This window comes from Rhodanobacter sp. FW106-HT46G03 (assembly GCF_058789895.1).
In genome coordinates, this window is sequence record NZ_JBYTCC010000001.1 from 2,654,065 (window position 1) to 2,675,192 (window position 21,128).

The 21,128-nt window shown below is 64.8% G+C and carries 16 protein-coding genes and 5 tRNA genes; all 21 read right to left on the bottom strand.

The features are described 5' to 3' along the window. Nucleotide 1: 1 nt before the first annotated feature. Entirely contained in the window at nt 2-376 is a 375-nt protein-coding gene (gene rpsL / locus AC3WP6_RS11865) for a 30S ribosomal protein S12 (protein ID WP_492627909.1), read from the bottom strand. Nucleotides 377-553: 177 nt separating this feature from the next. Beyond that, entirely contained in the window at nt 554-4,765 is a 4,212-nt protein-coding gene (rpoC, locus tag AC3WP6_RS11870) for a DNA-directed RNA polymerase subunit beta' (RefSeq protein ID WP_492627910.1), read from the bottom strand. 128 nt (nt 4,766-4,893) lie between these two features. Beyond that, nucleotides 4,894-9,054 carry a DNA-directed RNA polymerase subunit beta gene (gene rpoB, locus AC3WP6_RS11875; RefSeq protein ID WP_492627911.1) on the bottom strand — a complete coding sequence of 1,387 codons (4,161 nt, stop codon included), beginning with the start codon at nt 9,052-9,054 and terminating at the stop codon, nt 4,894-4,896. Between the two features lie 349 nt (nt 9,055-9,403). Continuing rightward, complete coding sequence (gene rplL, locus AC3WP6_RS11880; protein ID WP_492627912.1) at nt 9,404-9,769, bottom strand: 50S ribosomal protein L7/L12; 366 nt, start codon at nt 9,767-9,769, stop codon at nt 9,404-9,406. A gap of 46 nt (nt 9,770-9,815) precedes the next feature. Then, nucleotides 9,816-10,340, bottom strand: coding sequence for a 50S ribosomal protein L10 (rplJ, locus tag AC3WP6_RS11885; protein WP_492627913.1), 525 nt, complete (start codon nt 10,338-10,340; stop codon nt 9,816-9,818). 295 nt (nt 10,341-10,635) lie between these two features. Then, on the bottom strand, nt 10,636-11,346 hold the full coding sequence (gene rplA / locus AC3WP6_RS11890; protein ID WP_492627914.1) for a 50S ribosomal protein L1: 711 nt from the start codon (nt 11,344-11,346) through the stop codon (nt 10,636-10,638). 3 nt (nt 11,347-11,349) lie between these two features. Further along, nucleotides 11,350-11,778, bottom strand: coding sequence for a 50S ribosomal protein L11 (rplK, locus tag AC3WP6_RS11895; RefSeq protein ID WP_492627915.1), 429 nt, complete (start codon nt 11,776-11,778; stop codon nt 11,350-11,352). Nucleotides 11,779-12,064: 286 nt separating this feature from the next. Next, nucleotides 12,065-12,625: a transcription termination/antitermination protein NusG gene (gene nusG, locus AC3WP6_RS11900; protein ID WP_492627916.1), complete on the bottom strand. Its 561-nt coding sequence runs from the start codon at nt 12,623-12,625 to the stop codon at nt 12,065-12,067. A 10-nt stretch (nt 12,626-12,635) separates the two neighbouring features. Continuing rightward, the gene (gene secE, locus AC3WP6_RS11905; protein WP_492627917.1) at nt 12,636-13,025 is read right to left on the bottom strand and encodes a preprotein translocase subunit SecE; all 390 of its coding nucleotides are present in this window, start codon (nt 13,023-13,025) and stop codon (nt 12,636-12,638) included. 78 nt (nt 13,026-13,103) lie between these two features. Next, nucleotides 13,104-13,179 (bottom strand) — tRNA-Trp (locus AC3WP6_RS11910). A 104-nt stretch (nt 13,180-13,283) separates the two neighbouring features. Next, nucleotides 13,284-14,474 carry an elongation factor Tu gene (gene tuf / locus AC3WP6_RS11915; RefSeq protein WP_492627906.1) on the bottom strand — a complete coding sequence of 397 codons (1,191 nt, stop codon included), beginning with the start codon at nt 14,472-14,474 and terminating at the stop codon, nt 13,284-13,286. Between the two features lie 66 nt (nt 14,475-14,540). Further along, nucleotides 14,541-14,616: transfer RNA gene (locus AC3WP6_RS11920), tRNA-Thr, on the bottom strand. A gap of 91 nt (nt 14,617-14,707) precedes the next feature. Further along, a tRNA-Gly gene (locus AC3WP6_RS11925) sits at nt 14,708-14,781 on the bottom strand. A gap of 130 nt (nt 14,782-14,911) precedes the next feature. Beyond that, nucleotides 14,912-14,997: transfer RNA gene (locus tag AC3WP6_RS11930), tRNA-Tyr, on the bottom strand. Between the two features lie 93 nt (nt 14,998-15,090). Further along, nucleotides 15,091-15,591, bottom strand: coding sequence for an acyl-CoA thioesterase (locus AC3WP6_RS11935; RefSeq protein WP_492627918.1), 501 nt, complete (start codon nt 15,589-15,591; stop codon nt 15,091-15,093). Nucleotides 15,592-15,861: 270 nt separating this feature from the next. Further along, a complete protein-coding gene (gene ychF / locus AC3WP6_RS11940; RefSeq protein ID WP_492627919.1) occupies nt 15,862-16,953 on the bottom strand; it encodes a redox-regulated ATPase YchF in 1,092 nt (363 codons plus the stop codon). Nucleotides 16,954-17,037: 84 nt separating this feature from the next. Beyond that, nucleotides 17,038-17,637: an aminoacyl-tRNA hydrolase gene (gene pth, locus AC3WP6_RS11945; protein WP_492627920.1), complete on the bottom strand. Its 600-nt coding sequence runs from the start codon at nt 17,635-17,637 to the stop codon at nt 17,038-17,040. 54 nt (nt 17,638-17,691) lie between these two features. Beyond that, nucleotides 17,692-18,423 (bottom strand): 50S ribosomal protein L25/general stress protein Ctc, encoded by a 732-nt coding sequence (locus AC3WP6_RS11950; protein ID WP_492627921.1) that lies wholly within the window; start codon nt 18,421-18,423, stop codon nt 17,692-17,694. Between the two features lie 158 nt (nt 18,424-18,581). Beyond that, the gene (locus AC3WP6_RS11955) at nt 18,582-19,523 is read right to left on the bottom strand and encodes a ribose-phosphate diphosphokinase (protein ID WP_492628696.1); all 942 of its coding nucleotides are present in this window, start codon (nt 19,521-19,523) and stop codon (nt 18,582-18,584) included. 57 nt (nt 19,524-19,580) lie between these two features. Continuing rightward, nucleotides 19,581-19,658 (bottom strand) — tRNA-Gln (locus AC3WP6_RS11960). A gap of 84 nt (nt 19,659-19,742) precedes the next feature. Further along, a complete protein-coding gene (locus AC3WP6_RS11965; protein WP_492627922.1) occupies nt 19,743-21,113 on the bottom strand; it encodes a 4-(cytidine 5'-diphospho)-2-C-methyl-D-erythritol kinase in 1,371 nt (456 codons plus the stop codon). Between the last annotated feature and the right edge of the window lie 15 nt (nt 21,114-21,128).

Here is a 21,128-nt window from a genome sequence, read left to right on the forward strand (position 1 = left end):
GTCAGGATTTCGGTCGCTTGGCGCCGTACTTCGAGCGCGACTGGCGACGCTTGGTGACACCGGCGCAGTCGAGGCTGCCGCGCACCGTGTGGTAGCGCACGCCAGGAAGATCCTTGACGCGGCCGCCGCGCACGAGCACTACCGAGTGCTCCTGCAGGTTGTGGCCTTCGCCACCGATGTAGCTGATCACTTCAAACCCGTTGGTCAAACGCACCTTGGCAACCTTGCGCAGGGCGGAGTTCGGCTTTTTGGGAGTGGTCGTGTAGACGCGCGTGCAGACGCCGCGACGCTGCGGGCTGTTCTGCAAGGCAGGCGAATCGCTCTTGTAGCTCTTCGGGCTGCGGGATTTGCGCACCAACTGATTGATAGTCGACATGCGTAGCCTTTCCTGAAAACATAAAGGCAGGCCGAACACACTCGGTCTGCCAAGAAGCGGGAATATAACACGTACGACTCGTCTCGGACAAGTCCGCACCCGCCTTCCGTGACCCGAACACGAGGCGCATCCGTGCACCTCATTTCGTATGTTCACCGCGTTGCGTCGTGGCGACGCTTACTCGGCGTGCGTCCCACTGCTGGCCGGTGCCTTTTCGGACGTTGCCGACGTGGAGCCGGAAAGCGTGTCGAGATCAGAGGCGCTCAAACCGCTCTGGTTGCGGCGTGCCGTGTGGTACGCCATGCCGGTACCAGCGGGGATCAGGCGACCGACGATAACATTCTCCTTGAGCCCCCGCAACGTGTCGCGGGTGCCGCGCACCGCCGCCTCGGTCAGCACGCGCGTGGTCTCCTGGAACGAAGCCGCCGAAATGAACGACTCGGTCGCCAGCGACGCCTTGGTGATGCCGAGCAGCACCGACTCGAACTCCGCCGGACGCTCGTCCTTGGCCACCGCGCGCTCGTTCTCGATCATGATGCGCGTGCGCTCGACCTGCTCGCCGCGCAGGTAGTGGCTGTCGCCCGGATCGGTGATCTCGACCTTGCGCAGCATCTGGCGAATGATCGCCTCGATGTGCTTGTCGTTGATCTTCACGCCCTGCAGACGGTAGACGTCCTGGATCTCCTTGACCAGATATGTGGCCAACGCCTCGACGCCCTTCAGGCGCAGGATGTCATGCGGGGTCGGCTCGCCATCCACCACGGTTTCGCCCTTCTCCACGTGCTCGCCTTCGAACACGATGACCTGACGCCATTTCGGAATCAGCTCCTCGTAATCGTTGCCGTCGGCGTCCTTGATGATCAGCCGCTGCTTGCCCTTGGTGTCCTTGCCGAAGCTGACGATGCCGGAGCGCTCGGCCAGCACCGCCGGCTCCTTCGGCTTGCGCGCCTCGAACAGGTCGGCCACGCGCGGCAGACCACCGGTGATGTCACGGGTCTTGGACGACTCTTGCGGGATGCGCGAAATGACGTCGCCGACGCCGACCTTGGCGCCGTTCTGGATCTGCACGATGGCGCCGGCCGGCAGAAAGTACTGCGCGGCGATGTCGGTGCCCGGCAGCTTGAGCTCGTTGCCCTTGGCGTCTTCCAGACGCACGATCGGGCGCAGATCCTTCGCATGCGTGCCGCGGCGCTTCGGGTCGGTGACCACCGCCGATTCCAGGCCGGTCAGTTCGTCGGTCTGGTTCTGCACGGTGACGCCATCGACGAAGTCGATGAAGCGCACCACGCCGGCCACTTCGGTGACGATCGGGTGGGTATGCGGATCCCAGTTGGCGACAGTCTGGCCCGCTTTGATCGGCGCGCCGTCCTTGACGGCAATGGTGGCGCCGTAGGGCACCTTGTAACGCTCGCGCTCGCGACCGCTGGCATCGAGCACCGAGACTTCGCCCGAACGCGACACCGCCACGCGGTGGCCTTGCTCGTGCTCCACCGTCTTGAGGTTGTTGTACTTCAAGGTGCCGGTGGTCTTGACCGACACGTTGTCGACCGCCGCGGCACGCGATGCCGCACCGCCGATGTGGAACGTGCGCATGGTGAGCTGGGTGCCGGGCTCGCCGATCGACTGCGCCGCGACCACGCCCACCGCCTCGCCCATGTTGACCAGGTGGCCACGCGCCAGATCGCGGCCGTAGCACAGCTTGCATACGCCGTGCGGCGCCTCGCAGGTGATCGAGGAGCGCACCAGGACCGACTGCACGCCGGCATCGTCCAGTCGCTTGACCAGTGCCTCGTTGAGCAGCGTGTTGCGGGTGACGATCGGCTCGTCGTCGTTGCCCGGCGCGTACACGTCCTCGGCCGCAACACGACCAAGCACGCGATCACCCAGTGGCTCGACCACGTCGCCACCTTCGATGATCGGGGTCATCGTCAGGCCGTTCTCGGTGCCGCAATCGTCCATGGTGATGACGACGTCCTGCGCCACATCGACCAGGCGTCGGGTGAGGTACCCGGAGTTGGCGGTCTTCAGCGCCGTGTCCGCGAGGCCCTTGCGGGCGCCGTGGGTGGAGTTGAAGTACTGCAGCACGTTCAGGCCTTCGCGGAAGTTGGCCTTGATCGGGGTTTCGATGATGGAGCCGTCAGGCCGCGCCATCAGGCCGCGCATGCCGGCCAGCTGGCGAATCTGCGCTACCGAACCACGCGCGCCGGAGTCGGCCATGATGTACAGCGAGTTCATCGACTTCTGCGGCACCTGCTTGCCTTCGGCATTGGCCACCACCTCGGTGCCGATACCGTCGATCATCGCCTTGGCGACCTGCTCGTTGGTGCGCGACCAGATGTCGACCACCTTGTTGTAGCGCTCGCCGGCGGTGACCAGACCCGACTGGTACTGCTGCTGGATCTCGACCACTTCCTTTTCGGCGACCGCGAGGATCGCCTTCTTCTCGGTCGGAATCTTCATGTCGTCGATGCCGATCGAGATGCCCGAACGGGTGGCGAGGCGGTAGCCGGTGTACATCAACTGGTCGGCGAGAATTACCGTCCACTTGAGGCCAAGCAGGCGATAGCACGCGTTGATGACCCTGGAGATCGCCTTTTTCGACAGCTCGGTGTTGACCAGCGCGAACGGCAGCCCTTCCGGCAGAATGTCGTGCAGCAAGGCGCGACCCACCGTGGTGTCGACCAGCTTGGTTTCCTTGGTCCGCGTGCCGTCGGGGTTGATCGTCACCTCGGTCATGCGCACCTTGCACTTGGCGTGCAGCGCGGCCACCCGGGTGTCATACGCACGCCGCGCCTCATTGACGTCGGCAAACACCATGCCAGTGCCCTTCGCGTTCACCAGCTCGCGGGTCATGTAGTACAGGCCCAGCACCACGTCCTGGGTCGGCACGATGATCGGCTCGCCGTTGGCCGGCGACAGGATGTTGTTGGTGGACATCATCAGGGCGCGCGCTTCGAGCTGCGCCTCGATCGACAGCGGCACGTGCACCGCCATCTGGTCGCCGTCGAAGTCGGCGTTGAACGCAGTGCACACCAGCGGATGCAGCTGGATCGCCTTGCCTTCGATCAGCTTCGGCTCGAACGCCTGGATACCCAGACGGTGCAGGGTCGGCGCGCGGTTGAGCATCACCGGGTGTTCGCGGATCACCTCTTCGAGGATGTCCCACACCTGCGCCTCTTCGCGCTCGACGAGCTTCTTGGCGGCCTTGATCGTGGTCGCCTCGCCGCGCGCCTGGAGCTTGGCGAAGATGAAGGGCTTGAACAACTCCAGCGCCATCTTCTTGGGCAGGCCGCACTGGTGCAGGCGCAGGCTCGGGCCGACGGTGATCACCGAACGGCCGGAGTAATCCACGCGCTTGCCGAGCAGGTTCTGGCGGAAACGGCCCTGCTTGCCCTTGATCATGTCGGCGAGCGACTTCAGCGCGCGCTTGTTGGTGCCGGTGATCGCGCGGCCGCGACGGCCGTTGTCGAGCAGCGCGTCGACCGATTCCTGCAGCATGCGCTTCTCGTTGCGCACGATGATGTCCGGCGCATTGAGCTCGAGCAGGCGCTTGAGGCGGTTGTTGCGGTTGATGACGCGGCGATACAAGTCGTTCAAATCCGACGTCGCAAAGCGGCCGCCATCGAGCGGCACCAGCGGGCGCAGATCCGGCGGCAGCACCGGCAGCACCGTCATCACCATCCACTCCGGCTTGTTGCCGGATTCGATGAAGGCCTCGATCAGCTTGACGCGCTTGGTCAGCCGCTTGAGCTTGGTTTCGGAATTGGTCGAGGCGATTTCTTCCTTGAGACGAATGACTTCCGCCGGCAGGTCGATCGACTTCAGGAGCTCGTAGACCGCCTCGGCGCCCATCCGCGCGTCGAACTCGTCGCCGTGCTCTTCCACCGCCTCGAGGTACTGGTCTTCGCTCAGGAGCTGGCCACGCTCGAGCGGGGTCAGACCCGGGTCGATCACCACGAACGCCTCGAAATAAAGGATGCGCTCGATGTCGCGCAGCGTCATGTCGAGCATCAGGCCGATGCGCGAGGGCAGCGACTTCAGGAACCAGATGTGCGCCACCGGGCTGGCCAGCTCGATGTGGCCCATGCGCTCGCGGCGCACCTTGGCCAGGGTCACCTCGGTGCCGCACTTCTCGCACACCACGCCACGGTGCTTCATGCGCTTGTACTTGCCGCACAGGCACTCGTAATCCTTCACCGGGCCGAAGATGGCGGCGCAGAACAGGCCGTCGCGCTCGGGCTTGAACGTGCGGTAGTTGATCGTCTCCGGCTTCTTCACCTCGCCGTACGACCACGAGCGGATCAGCTCGGGCGAGGCCAGCGAGATCTTGATCGAGTCGAATTCCGGCGTGGCACGCTGCTGGTTGAAAAGATTGAGCAGGTCTTTCATGGTTTTCTCCGAAAGAGCGGGAATAGGGAATGGAGAATCGGGAATAGGAAGAGTGGGGAACGGAGGTTTGGGGACGCCGCGATGCTGCGCGGCCGTGCCCTATTCCCTATTCCCTACTCCCTCACCAATCACTTGGACTCTTCCAGCTCGATGTCGATGCCGAGCGAGCGGATCTCCTTCACCAGCACGTTGAAGGATTCCGGCATGCCCGCCGTCATCTCGTGGTTGCCGTCGACGATGTTCTTGTACATCTGGTTACGGCCCTGAACGTCGTCGGACTTCACCGTGAGCATCTCCTGCAGCGTGTACGCCGCGCCGTAGGCCTCCAGCGCCCACACTTCCATTTCGCCGAAGCGCTGGCCGCCGAACTGCGCCTTGCCGCCCAGCGGCTGCTGGGTAACCAGCGAGTACGGGCCGGTCGAACGCGCATGCATCTTGTCGTCGACCAGATGGTGCAGCTTGAGGTAGTGCATGTAGCCCACCGTGACCTCGCGGTCGAACGCCTCGCCGGTGCGACCGTCGTACAGCGTGGTCTGACCGGAGGTCGGCAGGTCGGCGAGCTTCAGCATCGCCTTGATCTCGGTCTCCTCGGCGCCATCGAACACCGGCGTCGACATCGGCACGCCGCGCTTGAGGCTTTCGGCCAGCTCGACGACCTCGTCGTCGCTCATGGCCTTGAGGTCGACGTGCTGCACGGCGCCGGCAACGTGGGTGTTGTAGATCTCGTCGAGGAACTCGCGAATCTGCTTGGCCTTGGCATGGTTTTCCAGCATGTGCTGGATCTTCTTGCCCAAGCCCTTCGCGGCCCAGCCCAGATGCACTTCGAGAATCTGCCCGATGTTCATTCGGCTCGGCACGCCGAGCGGGTTCAGCACGATATCCATCGGCGTGCCGTCCGCCTGGAACGGCATGTCCTCGACCGGCACCACCAGCGAAACCACGCCCTTGTTGCCGTGCCGGCCCGCCATCTTGTCGCCCGGCTGGATGCGGCGCTTCACCGCCAGAAACACCTTGACCATCTTCAGCACGCCGGGGGCGAGGTCGTCGCCGGCGGTGATCTTGGCCTGCTTCTCCTTGAAGCGCTTGTCGTACTCTTCCTTGTGGCGGGCAACCTGTTCGGCCGCACGTTCAAGGAACTCGGTGACGGCTTCGTCCTTGACGTTGATCTTGAACCAGTCGTCCTTCTTCAGGCCGTCCAGGTAGGCATCGGTGATCGCGGCGCCGCGCTTCAGGCCGCCAGGACCGCTCATCGCGCTCTGGCCGACGAGCTGCTTGCGCATGCGGCTGTAGATTGCGCCTTCGAGAATGCGGAACTGGTCGTCGAAGTCCTTGCGGATACGCTTGACCTCGGTCTCTTCGATCTGCCGTGCGCGCTTGTCTTTCTCGATGCCATCGCGGGTGAACACCTGCACATCGATGACGGTGCCGTCCATGCCCGGTGGCACGCGCAGCGAGCTGTCCTTCACGTCGCTCGCCTTCTCGCCGAAGATCGCGCGCAGGAGTTTTTCCTCCGGCGTGAGCTGGCTTTCGCCCTTCGGCGTGACCTTGCCGACCAGGATGTCGCCCGCCTTGACCTCGGCGCCGATGTAGACGATGCCGGATTCATCCAGCCGCGCCAACGCCTGCTCGCCCACGTTCGGGATGTCGGCGGTGATCTCTTCGGAACCCAGTTTGGTGTCGCGCGCGACGCAGGCCATCTCCTCGATGTGGATCGAGGTGTAGCGGTCTTCCTGCACGACGCGCTCGGAGAGCAGCACCGAGTCTTCGAAGTTGTAGCCGTTCCAGGGCATGAACGCGATCAGCATGTCCTGGCCCAGCGCCAGCTCGCCGTGGTTGGTCGAGGAGCCGTCGGCCAGGGTGTCGCCCTTCGCCACCTTTTCGCCCACCGAGACCAGCGGACGCTGGTTCAAGTTGGTGTTCTGGTTGGAGCGGGTGTACTTGGTGAGCGGGTAGATGTCGACGCCGGCGTCGTTCTCGCCGATCTCGTCGTCATTGACGCGCACCACGATGCGACCGGCATCGGCCTGGTCGATCACGCCGCCACGCTTGGCGGCCACGGTGACGCCGGAGTCGCGCGCCACTGCGCGCTCGATGCCGGTACCGACCAACGGCGCCTCGGAGCGCAACACCGGCACTGCCTGGCGCTGCATGTTGGCGCCCATCAAGGCGCGGTTCGCGTCGTCGTGCTCGAGGAACGGCACCAGCGCCGCCGCGACCGACACGGTCTGCATTGGCGAGACGTCCATGTAATCCACTTCGGCCGCCGGACGCAGCTCGGATTCGCCGCGGAAGCGGCAGGACACGAACTGCTCGATGAAACCGCCGTGCTTGTCGAGCGGCGAGTTGGCCTGCGCGATCACGTGGTCGCCTTCCTCGATCGCCGAGAGGTAATCCACCTGGTCGGTAACCTTGCCGCCGGCCACCTTGCGGTACGGGGTCTCGAGGAAGCCGTACTGGTTGGTGCGCGCGTACACGGCGAGCGAGTTGATCAGGCCGATGTTCGGGCCTTCAGGGGTCTCGATGGTGCACACGCGGCCGTAGTGGGTGGGGTGCACGTCACGCACCTCGAAGCCGGCGCGTTCGCGGGTCAGGCCGCCCGGCCCGAGCGCGGACACGCGGCGCTTGTGGGTCACCTCGGACAGCGGGTTGTTCTGGTCCATGAACTGCGAAAGCTGCGAGGAGCCGAAGAACTCCTTCACCGCCGCCGCGACCGGCTTGGCGTTGATGAGATCCTGCGGGGTCAGGCCATCGGCCTCGGCCAGCGACAGGCGCTCGCGCACCGCGCGCTCCACGCGCACGAGGCCGATGCGGAAGGTGTTTTCCGCCATCTCGCCCACGCTGCGCACGCGACGGTTGCCGAGGTGGTCGATGTCGTCCACCGTGCCGTGGCCGTTCTTGATTTCGATCAGCACCTTCAGCACGTCGAGCAGGTCGGAGCTGTCGCCCAGCTCCTTGACCAGCCGTTGGCACTCCTCTTCCTTGCGCTCGGCAAAGTACTTGTGGTCGTACAACACGCCCGGGCCGACGATTTCCTTGCGGCCCACGCGGCGGTTGAACTTCATCCGGCCCACGGCCGACAGGTCGTAGCGGTCGAAGGTGAAGAACAGGTTGAAGAACAGGTTCTGCGCGGCGTCCTTCGTCGGCGGCTCGCCGGGGCGCATCATGCGGTAGATCTCGACCAGCGCTTCAAGCTGGGTATGGGTGTTGTCCACGCGCAGGGTATAGGAGATGTACGCGCCGCGATCGAGGTCGTTCACGTACAGCGTCGGCACGGTCTCGATACCGGCCTTGCGGAACGCTTCGAGCTGCTCGACGGTGAGCTCGTCATTGGCCGAGGCCAGCAGCTCGCCGGTCTGCGGGTCGGCAATGTCGACCGCCACGATGCGGCCCACCGGGTAATCGTCGGGCACCTCGAGCACGGCGATGTTTTCCGCCGCCAGCTGGCGCACGTGGCGCGCAGTGATGCGCTTGCCCGCCTCGACCAGCACCTTGCCGCCCACGGCGAGGTCGAAGGTGAGGGTTTCGCCGCGCAGGCGCTCAGCGACCAGCTCAAGCGTGGTACCGCCCTTCGCGCCAAGGTGGAACACGTTGTGCTCGAAGAAGATCGCGAGCATTTCCTCGTTGGTGTAACCCAGCGCACGCAACAGCACCGTCACCGGCAACTTGCGACGCCGGTCGATGCGGGTGAACAGCGCGTCTTTCGGGTCGAACTCGAAGTCCAGCCACGAACCGCGGTAGGGGATCACGCGCGCGGAGAACAGCAGTTTGCCCGAACTGTGCGTCTTGCCGCGGTCGTGGTCGAAGAACACGCCCGGCGAGCGGTGCAGCTGCGACACGATGACGCGCTCGGTGCCGTTGATGATGAAGGTGCCGGTGTCGGTCATGAGCGGGATCTCGCCCATGTAGACCTCCTGCTCCTTGACGTACTTCACCGCCTTGCGCGAGGCCGGGCTGTCCTTGTCGTAGATCACCAGGCGCACGGTCACGCGCAGCGGCGCGCTGTAGCTCATGCCGCGGCTGCGGCACTCGCGCTCGTCGAACGCCGGCTCGCCCAGGCGATAATCGACATACTCGAGCGCGGCGTTGCCGGAGTAGCTGGAAATCGGGAACACCGATTTCAGTGCGGCATGCAGCCCCTTGTCACCGCGCTTCTTCGGAGCGACGTGCTCCTGCAGGAATTCCCGGTAGGAGTCGGTCTGGATGGTCAGCAGATTGGGCACGCCCAGCACGGGTGGCCGCTTGCCGAAATCCTTGCGGATGCGCTTCTTCTCGGTAGACGAGTAGGTCATGGGTTGACGCCTCGGTTCGCAGTGACGCCGGCGATGCCGCCTGCCGACTGAATGATGAAAAGCTGGATCTGGGGGATCGCGGTTGGGGACTCGTGCGAGTCTCCAGTCGCCATGCCTCAAATCAAAAGCATCCGTGCCTGATGGACAACAAATGGGCTCCGGCCCATTTGTTGCTCGCCCGCCAAAGGCGGGCTCCGCTGGATCAGGCGCAAGCGCCTGATCCACGGCGGGCCATCCTGGCCCGCAGCCCAGCACCGCCGGGCTGCTCTTGAAGCGGGCAAAGCCCGGGGGCTTTCGCCCCCAGGCTCGCATCGCGCAAAGCCAAACTGAAGGCGCGCAAGAGCGCCAATTACTTCAGTTCAACCGTGGCGCCTGCCGCTTCGAGATCCTTCTTGAACTTCTCGGCCTCTTCCTTCGAGACGCCTTCCTTGAGAACGCCACCCTGCTCGGTGAGGTCCTTGGCTTCCTTGAGGCCCAGGCCGGTGATGACACGCACCGCCTTGATGACATCGACCTTCTTCGCGCCGGCCGACTTCAGCACGACGTTGAACTCGGTCTGCGCTTCGGCTACCGGGGCGGCACCGGCGGCAGCCACCGCCACCGGGGCAGCAGCGGACACGCCAAACTTCTCTTCGATCGCCTTGACCAGCTCCATCACTTCCATCAGCGACTTCGCGGCAACGGCTTCAACGATCTCTTCGTTCGTCAGGGACATGTTGGTTTACCTCTGAAATGGGATTCGATACGGAACAAGCGTGGGGTCAGGCCGCCGCCGGCGCTTCGGCCGGCGCTGCGCCCTCGCCCTGCTTGTCGGCCACTGCCTTGACGGCCCGGGCGAACATCGCCGCCGGTTCCGCCAGCACACGGGCCAGCATGGCGAGCGCTTCGTCGCGGGTCGGCAACGCGGCCAGCACGTCGACGTGAGCGGGCGGGAAGACCTTGCCTTCGACCGAAACGACTTTTGCCTTGAGCTTGTCGTTGGTCTTGGCGAACTCCTTGATCAGGCGACCGGCAGCGCCGGGCTCCTCGATCGAGAATGCGTACAAGAGCGGACCGGTCAGGGCGTCCTTGACGCCTTCGAACTCGGTACCGGCAACCGCGCGCGACGCCAACGTGTTCTTGACGACTTTCAGGAACACGCCGATCTCACGCGCCTTCTTGCGCATCGCGGTCATCTGCTCGACCGTGGTGCCCGCATACTCGGCGGCGATCAGGGAGTGCGCCTTTGCGGCGACTTCGGCCACTTGCGCGACCACTTCTTGCTTCTGGGTCAGATTGAGAGCCATGGCACTCCTCCAAATGAACTCCGCTCACGGCTCCTGCCGCTTGCGGTCCTGGGCGGCGCCTTCCTTGACGCCGAGGGCATCAGCCCCGGGGTGACGGCCTTTCCAGAACGACGAATCATTCCAGTGGGGGCGGCACCATCTGCGCAGGCGGAGTGGCGAACCACCCGATTAAGCAGTGCACTGCCGGCGACACCGGCAGCCCGACCGCACCTGCGGTCTTTGACGGCGGCTCCGAAAACCGGAGCGCCCTCAAAAACGCTGCGCGCAGCCATGTGGCTGCGCGCCATAAACCAACTTACTTCGCCGCCGCAACACTCAGCGACGAGGTATCCACGGCAACGCCAACGCCCATCGTGCTGGACAGCGCCACCTTCTGCAGAAACTGCCCCTTGGCGTTCACCGGCTTGGCTTTCACCAGGTCGTTGATGAGCACGTTGAGGTTGTCGGCCAACTGCGCCACTTCGAACGTGGCCTTGCCGATCGTGGCATGCACGATGCCGGCCTTGTCATTGCGGAACTTCACCTGCCCCGCCTTTGCGTTCTTTACCGCGGTAGCGACGTCGTTGGTGACCGAGCCGTCCTTCGGGTTCGGCATCAGGCCGCGCGGGCCGAGCAACTGGCCGAGCTTGCCGACCACGCGCATGGCGTCCGGCGAGGCAATGACCCGGCCGAAGTCGAGCTCGCCCGCATGCAAACGCTCGGCGAGGTCTTCCATGCCGACCGCATCGGCACCAGCCGCCTTCGCCGCCTCGGCCTTTTCACCCGGCGGGCAGAACACGGCAACCTTGATGGTCTTGCCGGTACCGTGCGGCAGCAGCGAGGAGCCGCGCACGCCTTGGTCGGACTTCTTGGCGTCGATGCCGAGGCGAACCGCGACGTCGACCGACTCGGCAAACTTCGCCTTGGCGTTGTCCTTGACGATCTTCAACGCTTCTTCGAGACCGTAGATCTTGCCCGGCTGCACTGCGGCCTGGGCTGCTTTCATGCGCTTCGTGAGCTTTGCCATGTCTTAACCCTCCACCACCAGGCCCATGCTGCGCGCGCTGCCACCAATGGTGCGCACCGCGGCATCCAGGCTGGCCGCCGTGAGATCCGGCTCCTTCTGCTGCGCAATCGCTTCAAGCTGCTTGCGGGTGATCTTGCCCACCTTGTCGGTGTTCGGCTTGGCCGAACCCTTGGCGACCCCGGTGGCCTTCTTGATGAGCACGGTGGCTGGCGGCGTCTTGGTGATGAAGGTGAAGCTGCGATCCGAATAAGCCGTGATGACGACCGGGATCGGCAGCCCCTTCTCGATCTTCTGCGTGGCGGCGTTGAACGCCTTGCAGAACTCCATGATGTTGAGGCCACGCTGGCCGAGTGCCGGACCGACCGGCGGGCTCGGATTGGCTTCGCCTGCCTTGACCTGCAGCTTGATGTAACCGACAACTTTCTTTGCCATGAGGTTTTCCTTGCGAGTTCAGGCGCCTTGCGGCTCCTCGCGCAGCTCGATCCGTGACGTGGAAAGCCCCTGCTCATCCCGCGGGAGCCATAACAAACGAACCCGCCGCAGCGAAAAGCCACAGCGGGAACCGCGTAGTTTAGGGAGTTGTCACTCTATGCGCAAGCACACGGTACAGCGCGCTTGCGCGGCTGGAACAGTCCATCGGGTACGGAAAATCGAAAAGCGTGCAGCGACCTACGCGCGCGAAGCGGTGTTTCCCATCCCCGACGCCCTACCCCGGCCGTCAGGCCTTCTCAACCTGCCCGAATTCCAGCTCGACCGGGGTGGAACGGCCAAAGATCAGCACGGCAACGCGCAGGCGGCTCTTCTCGTAGTTGACTTCCTCGACCACGCCGTTGAAGTCGTTGAACGGGCCATCGGTGACGCGCACCATCTCGCCCGGCTCGAACAACACCTTGGGCTTGGGTTTCTCGACGCCTTCCTGCACCCGGCTGAGGATCGCGTCCGCTTCGCTGTCGCGGATGGGCAGCGGCTTGTCGGCGGTGCCGCCGATGAAGCCCATGACCTTGGGCGTGTCCTTGATGAGGTGCCAGCACTCATCGTCGATGCGCGGCACCTTGGTGTCCGGCAGGGTCTCGATCTGCACCAGCACATAGCCGGGGAAAAACTTGCGGTCGCTGCGGCGCTTCTGGCCGCCACGCATCTCGATGACCTCTTCGGTGGGCACCAGCACCTCACCGAACTTGTCTTCCATGCCCGCCCGCTGGATGCGATCCAGCAGCGCCCGCTTCACCTGGTTTTCGAAACCCGAATAGGCATGTACCACGTACCAACGCTTGCTCACGGCCTTGACCTCACATCTTGAGCAGCCAGTCGAGAATGACCGACTTCAATATCAGGTCAATCAAGCCCAGCAGCAGCGACAGGATGACGACCACCAACAGAATGACACCGGTCGTCTTGATCGTCTCGTCGCGCGTCGGCCAGACCACCTTGCGCATCTCGAACTGCGATTCGGCAAGAAAGTGCCGCACGCGCCGGCCGAGCTCAGTGAACGCCGTGATCGACAGCGCGATGGCCAGCGCCGCAATGACGGCCAGCAGACGAGCGACCCCGGGGATCCGCTGATCGTTGTCGAACCACGTATAGAAAAAGATGCCGGCCACCAGAATCGCGGCAGCCAACACCAGTTTGGCAATATCGGCAGCGCTTGTGCCTTTGGGCGATTCAGCCTTGATGTTCATGTGTGGTCTGCGAATGCAATCGACGGATGCGGCCGAAGAGCCAGGCTTGCCGTCATTCGCCGTCGACCCTCGATGAGGTGGCACGCCAGGAGGGACTTGAACCCCCAACCTGCGGTTTTGGAGACCGCTGCTCTGCCAATTGAGCTACTGGCGTAGGAAATCCGGGATTCGGGATTGCGATTCGAGATTCGTCCAGACACAGCCTTGCGAGCCGCCGCCCTTCCGAATCCCGAATCCCGCCTCCCGAATCCCCGCTTGTTACTTGATGACCTTCGCCACCACGCCCGCGCCGACGGTGTGGCCGCCTTCGCGGATCGCGAAGCGCAGGCCGTCGTCCATCGCGATCGGGTGGATCAGGCTCACCACCATCTTCACGTTGTCGCCCGGCATCACCATCTCCACCCCGGCCGGCAGCTCCACCGAGCCCGTCACGTCCGTCGTGCGGAAATAGAACTGCGGGCGGTAGCCCTTGAAGAACGGCGTGTGGCGACCGCCCTCTTCCTTCGACAGCACGTACACCTGTGCCTCGAAGTCGGTGTGCGGGGTGATCGTGCCCGGGTGCGCCAGCACCTGGCCGCGCTCCACGTCGTCACGCTTCAAGCCGCGCAACAGCAGGCCCACGTTGTCGCCCGCCTGGCCCTGATCCAGCAGCTTGCGGAACATTTCCACGCCGGTGACCGTGGTCTTCTGGGTCGGCCGGATGCCGACGATCTCGACTTCCTCGCCGACCTTGATCACGCCGCGCTCCACGCGGCCCGTCGCCACCGTGCCGCGGCCCGAGATCGAGAAGATGTCCTCGACCGGCATCAGGAACGGGTGGTCGATGTCGCGCTTCGGCTCCGGAATGTAACTATCCAGCGCGTCCACCAGCTTGATGATCGACGGCACGCCGATCTCCGACTGGTCGCCTTCCAGCGCCTTCAGCGCCGAACCCACGATGATCGGGGTGTCGTCGCCCGGGAAGTCGTACTTCGTCAGCAGCTCGCGCACTTCCATCTCGACCAGCTCGAGCAGCTCCGCGTCGTCCACCATGTCCGCCTTGTTCAGGTACACGATGATGTACGGCACCCCCACCTGGCGGCTCAGCAGAATGTGCTCGCGCGTCTGCGGCATCGGGCCATCCGCCGCCGACACCACCAGGATCGCCCCGTCCATCTGCGCCGCGCCCGTGATCATGTTCTTCACGTAGTCCGCGTGCCCCGGGCAATCCACGTGCGCGTAGTGCCGCTTCTCCGACTCGTACTCCACGTGCGACGTCGAGATCGTGATCCCGCGCGCCTTCTCTTCCGGCGCCATGTCGATCTGGTCGTACGCCTTGAATTCGCCGCCGAACCGCTCCGCACCGAGCTTCGTCAGTGCCGCCGTCAACGTCGTCTTGCCGTGATCCACGTGGCCGATCGTCCCCACGTTCACATGCGGCTTGGTCCGCTCGAATTTACCCTTTGCCATACGCCAGAGTCCCGGTGGAGTCAGTGATGGGGAAACAACCGCCCGGTGCGGGCGAAACCTGTAACGTGGTGCTCATGACTGGAATCGAACCAGCGACCTCTTCCTTACCAAGGAAGTGCTCTACCGACTGAGCTACATGAGCAGAAACTTGCAACGGCTTCCGTGTCGACTGCCGGTTCGGCATCCGGCCGAACGCATGAAATGGTATCGCGTCGCGCGGCAGGCTGGTTCAGTGGAGCGGGAGACGGGAATCGAACCCGCACCATCAGCTTGGAAGGCTGAGGTTCTACCATTGAACTACTCCCGCCCTGCGTGCAGCGTGTTGCGGGCCGCGCCGCTCTCGCGTCGCGTTCCGATTCGCTCCCGGCGAATCGGTCGAACCTGCACTCCATTCGGTGGTTCTCATCCACCTCATGAAGTGCCTTGAATCGCTATCGTGGTGGAGGGGGGTGGATTCGAACCACCGAAGGCGTGAGCCAGCAGATTTACAGTCTGCCCCCGTTGGCCGCTTGGGTACCCCTCCAACAAAGAAGGCGTATTGTGTGGATCGGCCCCGCAGCTGTCAACACCTTGGCTCGGTGTCGGCACGTGATTTGCACGCGTGGTACGCGGTATTTCAGCCGCTCGGCTCGCAGCGTTCCGCCGCGTGCGCGTCAACCAACTCTTCCATCTTGTGCGACAGCGCCTGCATGCCCTTGGCGTAACGCTGCAGGCGGCGCTCGGCATCGTCGCGCGGCTCCCAGTGCGGCACCGGCGTGGGTCCGCCATCGGCGTCATCGAGTGCAACGAACACCATCACGCAGCTCGTTGCCAGGCGCTCCTCGCCGCGGCGCAGATCACGGGCGAGCACTTCCACCGCCAGATGCATGCTGGTGGTACCGGTATGGATCAAACGCGCACGCACGGTCACCAGATCACCGATGCGGATCGGCGCCACGAACTGGATGCCGCCCACCGAGGCGGTGACGCAATAGGCGCCGCTCCACGCCACGGCGCAGGCGTAACCGGCCTGGTCGATCCATTTCATCGCCATGCCGCCATGCACCTTGCCCCCAAAATTGACGTCGGTGGGCTGGGCGAGAAAACGAAAGCTCACCTCGTGCTGGGTTCCAGGCATGGATGTGGCCCACGGCAAACAGGTGTCCCGATTATGCACGCGTGGGCCACTGCCGGCAGCGGCTTCTCGGGAACATGACGGCAAGCCGGGGAAGACACGGCGGCATGACTCAGGCACCCGGTCCGCCCTTGCGGCAACGGCGCGGATTGGCCTGGAGTCTGGTTGGCGAGCTGCACTGGCCTGGCCGCGCGCGGCCAGGCCAATCTTGGGACGGGAACAGCACGGCGACAAACTTCATCGTCGCGCCTCAGCCTGCGGCGACTGCGCCGGTCAGACGTTGAACAGGAAGTGCATCACGTCGCCGTCCTGCACGACGTAGTCCTTGCCTTCCTTGCGCAGGCGGCCGGCGGCGGCGGCGCCTTGTTCGCCCTTGTGGGCGATGAAGTCAACGAAGGAGACGGCTTCGGCGCGGATGAAGCCGCGCTCGAAATCGGTGTGGATGACGCCGGCGGCCTGCGGGGCGGTGAAGCCGCGGTGGATGGTCCACGCGCGCACTTCTTTCGGGCCGGCGGTGAAGTAGGTTTCCAGGTCGAGCAGCTTGTAGCCGGCGCGGATCACGCGGTTCAGGCCGGGCTCGTCCAGGCCCATGGACTGCAGGAACTCGCCGCGGTCGGCCTCGTCGAGCTGCGCCAGCTCCTCCTCGATGGCCGCGCACACCGGCACCACCTCGGCACCTTCGGTTTGCGCGTGGGCGCGCAGCGCGTCCAGGTGTGGATTGTCGGTGAAGCCGTCCTCGAGCACGTTGGCGACGTACATCAGGGGCTTGAGCGTGAGCAGGAACAGGTCGCGGACCAGTGCCTTGTCCTCGTCGGACAGGCGCAGGCTGCGCGCGGACTTGCCCTCGTTCAACGCGGCGGCAAGTTTCTCCAGCACCGGGCGCTTGGCCAGCGCCTCCTTGTCGTTGGCCTTGGCGGCGCGCTCGACGCGGTTCAGCGCCTTGTCCACCGATTCGAGATCGGCCAGCGCCAGCTCGGTGTCGATGGTTTCGATGTCGGCGATGGGGTCGACCTTGCCGGCGACGTGGATGATGTCCGGATGCTCGAAGCAGCGCACCACGTGGGCAATGGCGTCCACCTCGCGGATGTGGGCGAGGAACTTGTTGCCCAGGCCCTCACCCTTCGATGCGCCGGCGACGAGGCCGGCGATGTCCACGAATTCCACTGCCGCCGGCACGATCTTCTGCGGGTTCACCACCGCCGCCAGTTGCGCCAGTCGCGGGTCCGGCACCGGCACCACGCCGACGTTGGGCTCGATCGTGCAGAACGGAAAATTCGCCGCCGCGATGCCGGCCTTGGTGAGCGCGTTGAACAACGTGGACTTGCCGACGTTGGGCAGGCCGACGATGCCGCATTTCATGCTCATGGTTTTCTCCGGGATTCGGGATGTCGGGATAGGAGATTCGGAAAAGCGGGATCGCCAGGCGTCAGACGAATCCCGCATCCCTTATCACGAATCCCGGCTTGGGGTATGCAGCAGCTGCATCGCCTTGTCGAACTCGCCGGCGACCGCAAGGGGCAGAACGTCGAGGGCGCGGGCGATGGCGTCGAGGATAAGGTCTTCGTCCTGCGCGGAAGGCCGGCCGAGCACCCAGTTGACCACTCTGTCCTTGTGCGCAGGATCGTGGCCGGGGTGGCCGGTGCCCAGGCGCAGGCGATGGAACCTGCCATGGCCAAGGTGCGCGATGATGTCGCGCAGGCCATTCTGGCCACCATGGCCGCCGTCGAACTTGATCCGCGCGGTACCGGGCGACAAGTCGAGATCGTCGTGTGCCACCAGGCATTCGACCGGGTCGATCTTGTAGTAGCGCAGCGCCGCGGCCACGGCGATGCCGCTTTTGTTCATGAAAGTGGACGGTTTGAGCAGCCACACCGGGCTGCCGCCAACTCGCACGCGGCAAACCTCGCCGTGCAGTTTGCCGTCGGAACCCCAACGCTCGTCCTGGCTCGCCGCCAGGGCGTCCACAAACCAGAACCCGGCGTTGTGCCGGGTTCGGAGGTATTCGGCACCGGGGTTGCCCAGCCCGACAATCAGCTTCAGACCCGCCATGATGGGGCGCAAACCGCAGTGACCCGCGCCGCGAACGGCGCGGGTCGGCGCGACTTACTTCTTGCCCTTGGCCGGAGCGGCATCCTTCGCCGGGGCGGCAGCGCCCTTGGTCGGGGCGGCCGCATCCTTGCCGGCGGCGGCCGGGGCCGCAGCGGCGGCGGCGGCATCGCCCTCGGCGGCCGGGGCCGGCTCTTCTTCCACTTCGATCTTGGCCATCACCGCGGTGACCACCGCCGCGTCATGCGCCTCGCCCAGGTGCAGCTGCACCAGCTGCACATCCGCCGGCAGCTTGAGCTGCGAGAGGTGGACGATGTCGCCGAGCTTGAGATCCTTCAGGTCGACCTCGATGTGCTCGGGCAGATCCTTCGGCAGGCAGTACACCTCGACCTCGTTGAGGTTGTGGGTGATGACCACGCCGGCCGTCTTCGCCGCCGGAGAAACCTCCTTGTTGAGGAAGTGCAGCGGCACGTTGACGCGCAGCTTGACGCTCTCGTCGATGCGCAGGAAATCCACGTGCATCATCTGCTGCTTGTACGGGTGCTTCTGCCAGTCGCGCAACAGCACCTTCTGCACCTTGCCGTCGATGCTCAGGTCGAGCAGCGAGGAGAAGAACCACTCGTTCTTCGCGGCCAAAAGGATGGTGTTGTGCTCGACCTGGACGTTTTCAGCCGGCTTGCCCGCGCCATAGACGACGCCCGGCACGTAGCTCGCACGACGCAGGCGGCGGCTCGCACCTTTCCCCTCGTCCTTGCGGCTCTCGGCCTTGATTTCGTGAACCTTTGCCATGTTGTGATACCTCGGAAGTTGGCCACCTCGCGGTGGCTGGGTGACTTCCCCGCGACCAGGGAAGTCGATGTGCAGGGAATCGGGAATGGGGAATGGAAAATCGGAAAAGCTGCGTTGCTGCGATCCGATTCCCTATTCCCTACTCCCTACTCCCGTATTCAGTCCACATACAACGAACTCACCGACTCGCCATAGGCGATGCGGCGGATGGTTTCGGCCAGGAGCTCGGCCACCGAGAGCTGGCGAATCTTGGGGCACGCCTTGGCCTCGGGACGCAGCGGCAGGGTGTCGGTGACGACCAGGCGATCGAGGCTGGATTTTTCCAGGTTGCCGAGCGCCGGGCCGGAAAGCACCGGGTGCACGCAGTAGGCCACCACCTTCTTCGCGCCGCGCTCCTTGAGTGCCGCCGCGGCGGCGCACAGGGTGCCGGCGGTATCGACGATGTCGTCCACCATGACGCAGGTCTTGCCGGCAACGTCACCAATGATGTTCATCACCGTCGCCACGTTGGCGCGCGGCCGGCGCTTGTCGATGATGGCGAGATCGGCGTCGTCCAGCCGCTTGGCAACCGCGCGCGCGCGCACCACACCGCCAACGTCGGGGCTGACCACGACCATGTCGTCGGTGCTGTAGTGGCGCCAGATGTCGGCCAGCAGCACCGGCGAGGCATAGACGTTGTCCACCGGGACATCAAAAAAGCCCTGAATCTGTTCGGCGTGCAGGTCGACCGTGAGTACGCGGTCGATGCCGGCGGTGCTGATGAGCTTGGCCACCAGCTTGGCGGTGATCGGCACGCGGGTGGAGCGCGGGCGGCGATCCTGGCGGGCATAACCGAAATACGGCATCACCGCGGTGACGGTGGTGGCCGAGGCGCGCTTGAGGGCATCGGCCAGCGCCAGCAGCTCGACCAGGTTCTTGGCGCTCGGCGCACCGGTCGGCTGGATCACGAACACTTCCTGCCGGCGAACGTTCTCCTCGATCTCGATCTGCACCTCGCCGTCGCTGAAGGTGCTGACCAGCGCCTTGCCGAGCGGCACGCCCAACCGATGGGCGATCTCCTCGGCAAGTTGCGGATGCGCCTTGCCGGCGAACAGCATCATCGGACTGGAATCGGTCCTGTCCACGCTTGTATACCTCGATACCCGTTACTGGCTGGATGGCTGGGGCGGCAGGATTCGAACCTGCGCATGCGGGAATCAAAATCCCGTGCCTTGACCAGACTTGGCGACGCCCCACCAATGGTTTTGCGGTGCCGCCCCGTGGCGACGCCTTGGGCCGGCCCCATGGCCGACTGCGAGCGAACCGTCCTGTTTCGCCCGTCAACGCTGCCTGCGACGATGGCGCGACAAGGCTTCGTGCAAAGGCGAAACCGCCGCACCGGTGGCAACCCGGGCCGTGAACGCCGACGGACAACGGGCCGCGATGGCCTGTGCCTGCTCCAGCGTACGCACTTCCAGAAAGCCGCAACCGCCACTGCCAGAAAGCCGTGCCGCCCCATGGCGACCCAACCAATCCAGCGCCGCCGCCACCTGCGGATGGTGCTTGCGCACCCCGGCAGTGAAGGCATTATCCGCTGCTTCGCCCGAAATAAAGGCGGAAATTGTCGCTGGCGACGTCGGAGGTGTCAATTCCGCGACCGCTGGCGTGATGGCCGAAGCCCCCCGTTCACCGGGATCGAGCAACACGTAATGCCGGCGCGGCAGATGCAACGCGGTGATCTGTCCCCCCATGGCGACCCAGGCTGCCTCGCCGCACAGAAAGGCCGGCACGTGCGCGCCAACGCGGCGCGCCACGGCGGCCAATTCGTCCTCGCCGAGTCCGCATTGCCATAGTTGATTGAGCGCCACGAGCACGGTCGCGGCATTCGAGCTGTCGGCACCGAGGCCACCACTGGGTACCAGTTTCCGCCCCAAGGCCAGATCGGCCCCCGGCCCGTCACCGGCCTGTTCGCGCAACAGGCGCGCAGCGCGCATGGCCAGGTTTTCCTCGGATACGCCACCGAGGCAGTGGATTGCAGCATCGGCGCGCGCGCGCACCTGCAATTCGGTACCGGCGTCGAGCAGGCGATAGGCCGCTTGCAGCACGGCGCTGTCGTCGTCACCCCGACCCACGACGCGCACGCACACATTGAGTCGTGCCGGCGCCGGCCAGGCATGCCAATCATGCGCGGCGAGCGGCGCCAGCGCGCGGCTCATGAACACGCGCAGATGGTCGGGGAACCCGTTTTCGCGGTCGCGCGCCAGCTCCGGCGCAAACGCCGGCGCGTGCTTGTCGACGATCACGAAGCCGTGTTTGGCGTAGAACGGCGCGTTCCACGGCACATCGGCCAAAGTGCCCAGATCCACCCGCCGATAGCCCGCTGCGCGCGCCCAGGCGCAGGCGTGTTCGAGCAAGGCAGCGCCAATGCCGTGCTGGCCGTGCGCTGGCAGCACGTCGATCTCGGCAACGCCGATCGCGTCTGCGCGCGACATCGGATCGAGCCAGATAAAACCGAGTTCATTGCCGTCGATATCCAGCGCCACCCACACATAACCGCGCACCAGCGCCCGCAACAGCTCGCCGCGCGGCATCTCCACCGCTGCATACGCCGGCCACACCGGGTGCGTACGAAACAACTGCACCGCCTTGCGCTCGATCGTGCACAGGGCATCCAGTTGGTCGGGCTCGGCGCGTTCGATGGTGTACGCCACCGGGATTTACCTCGG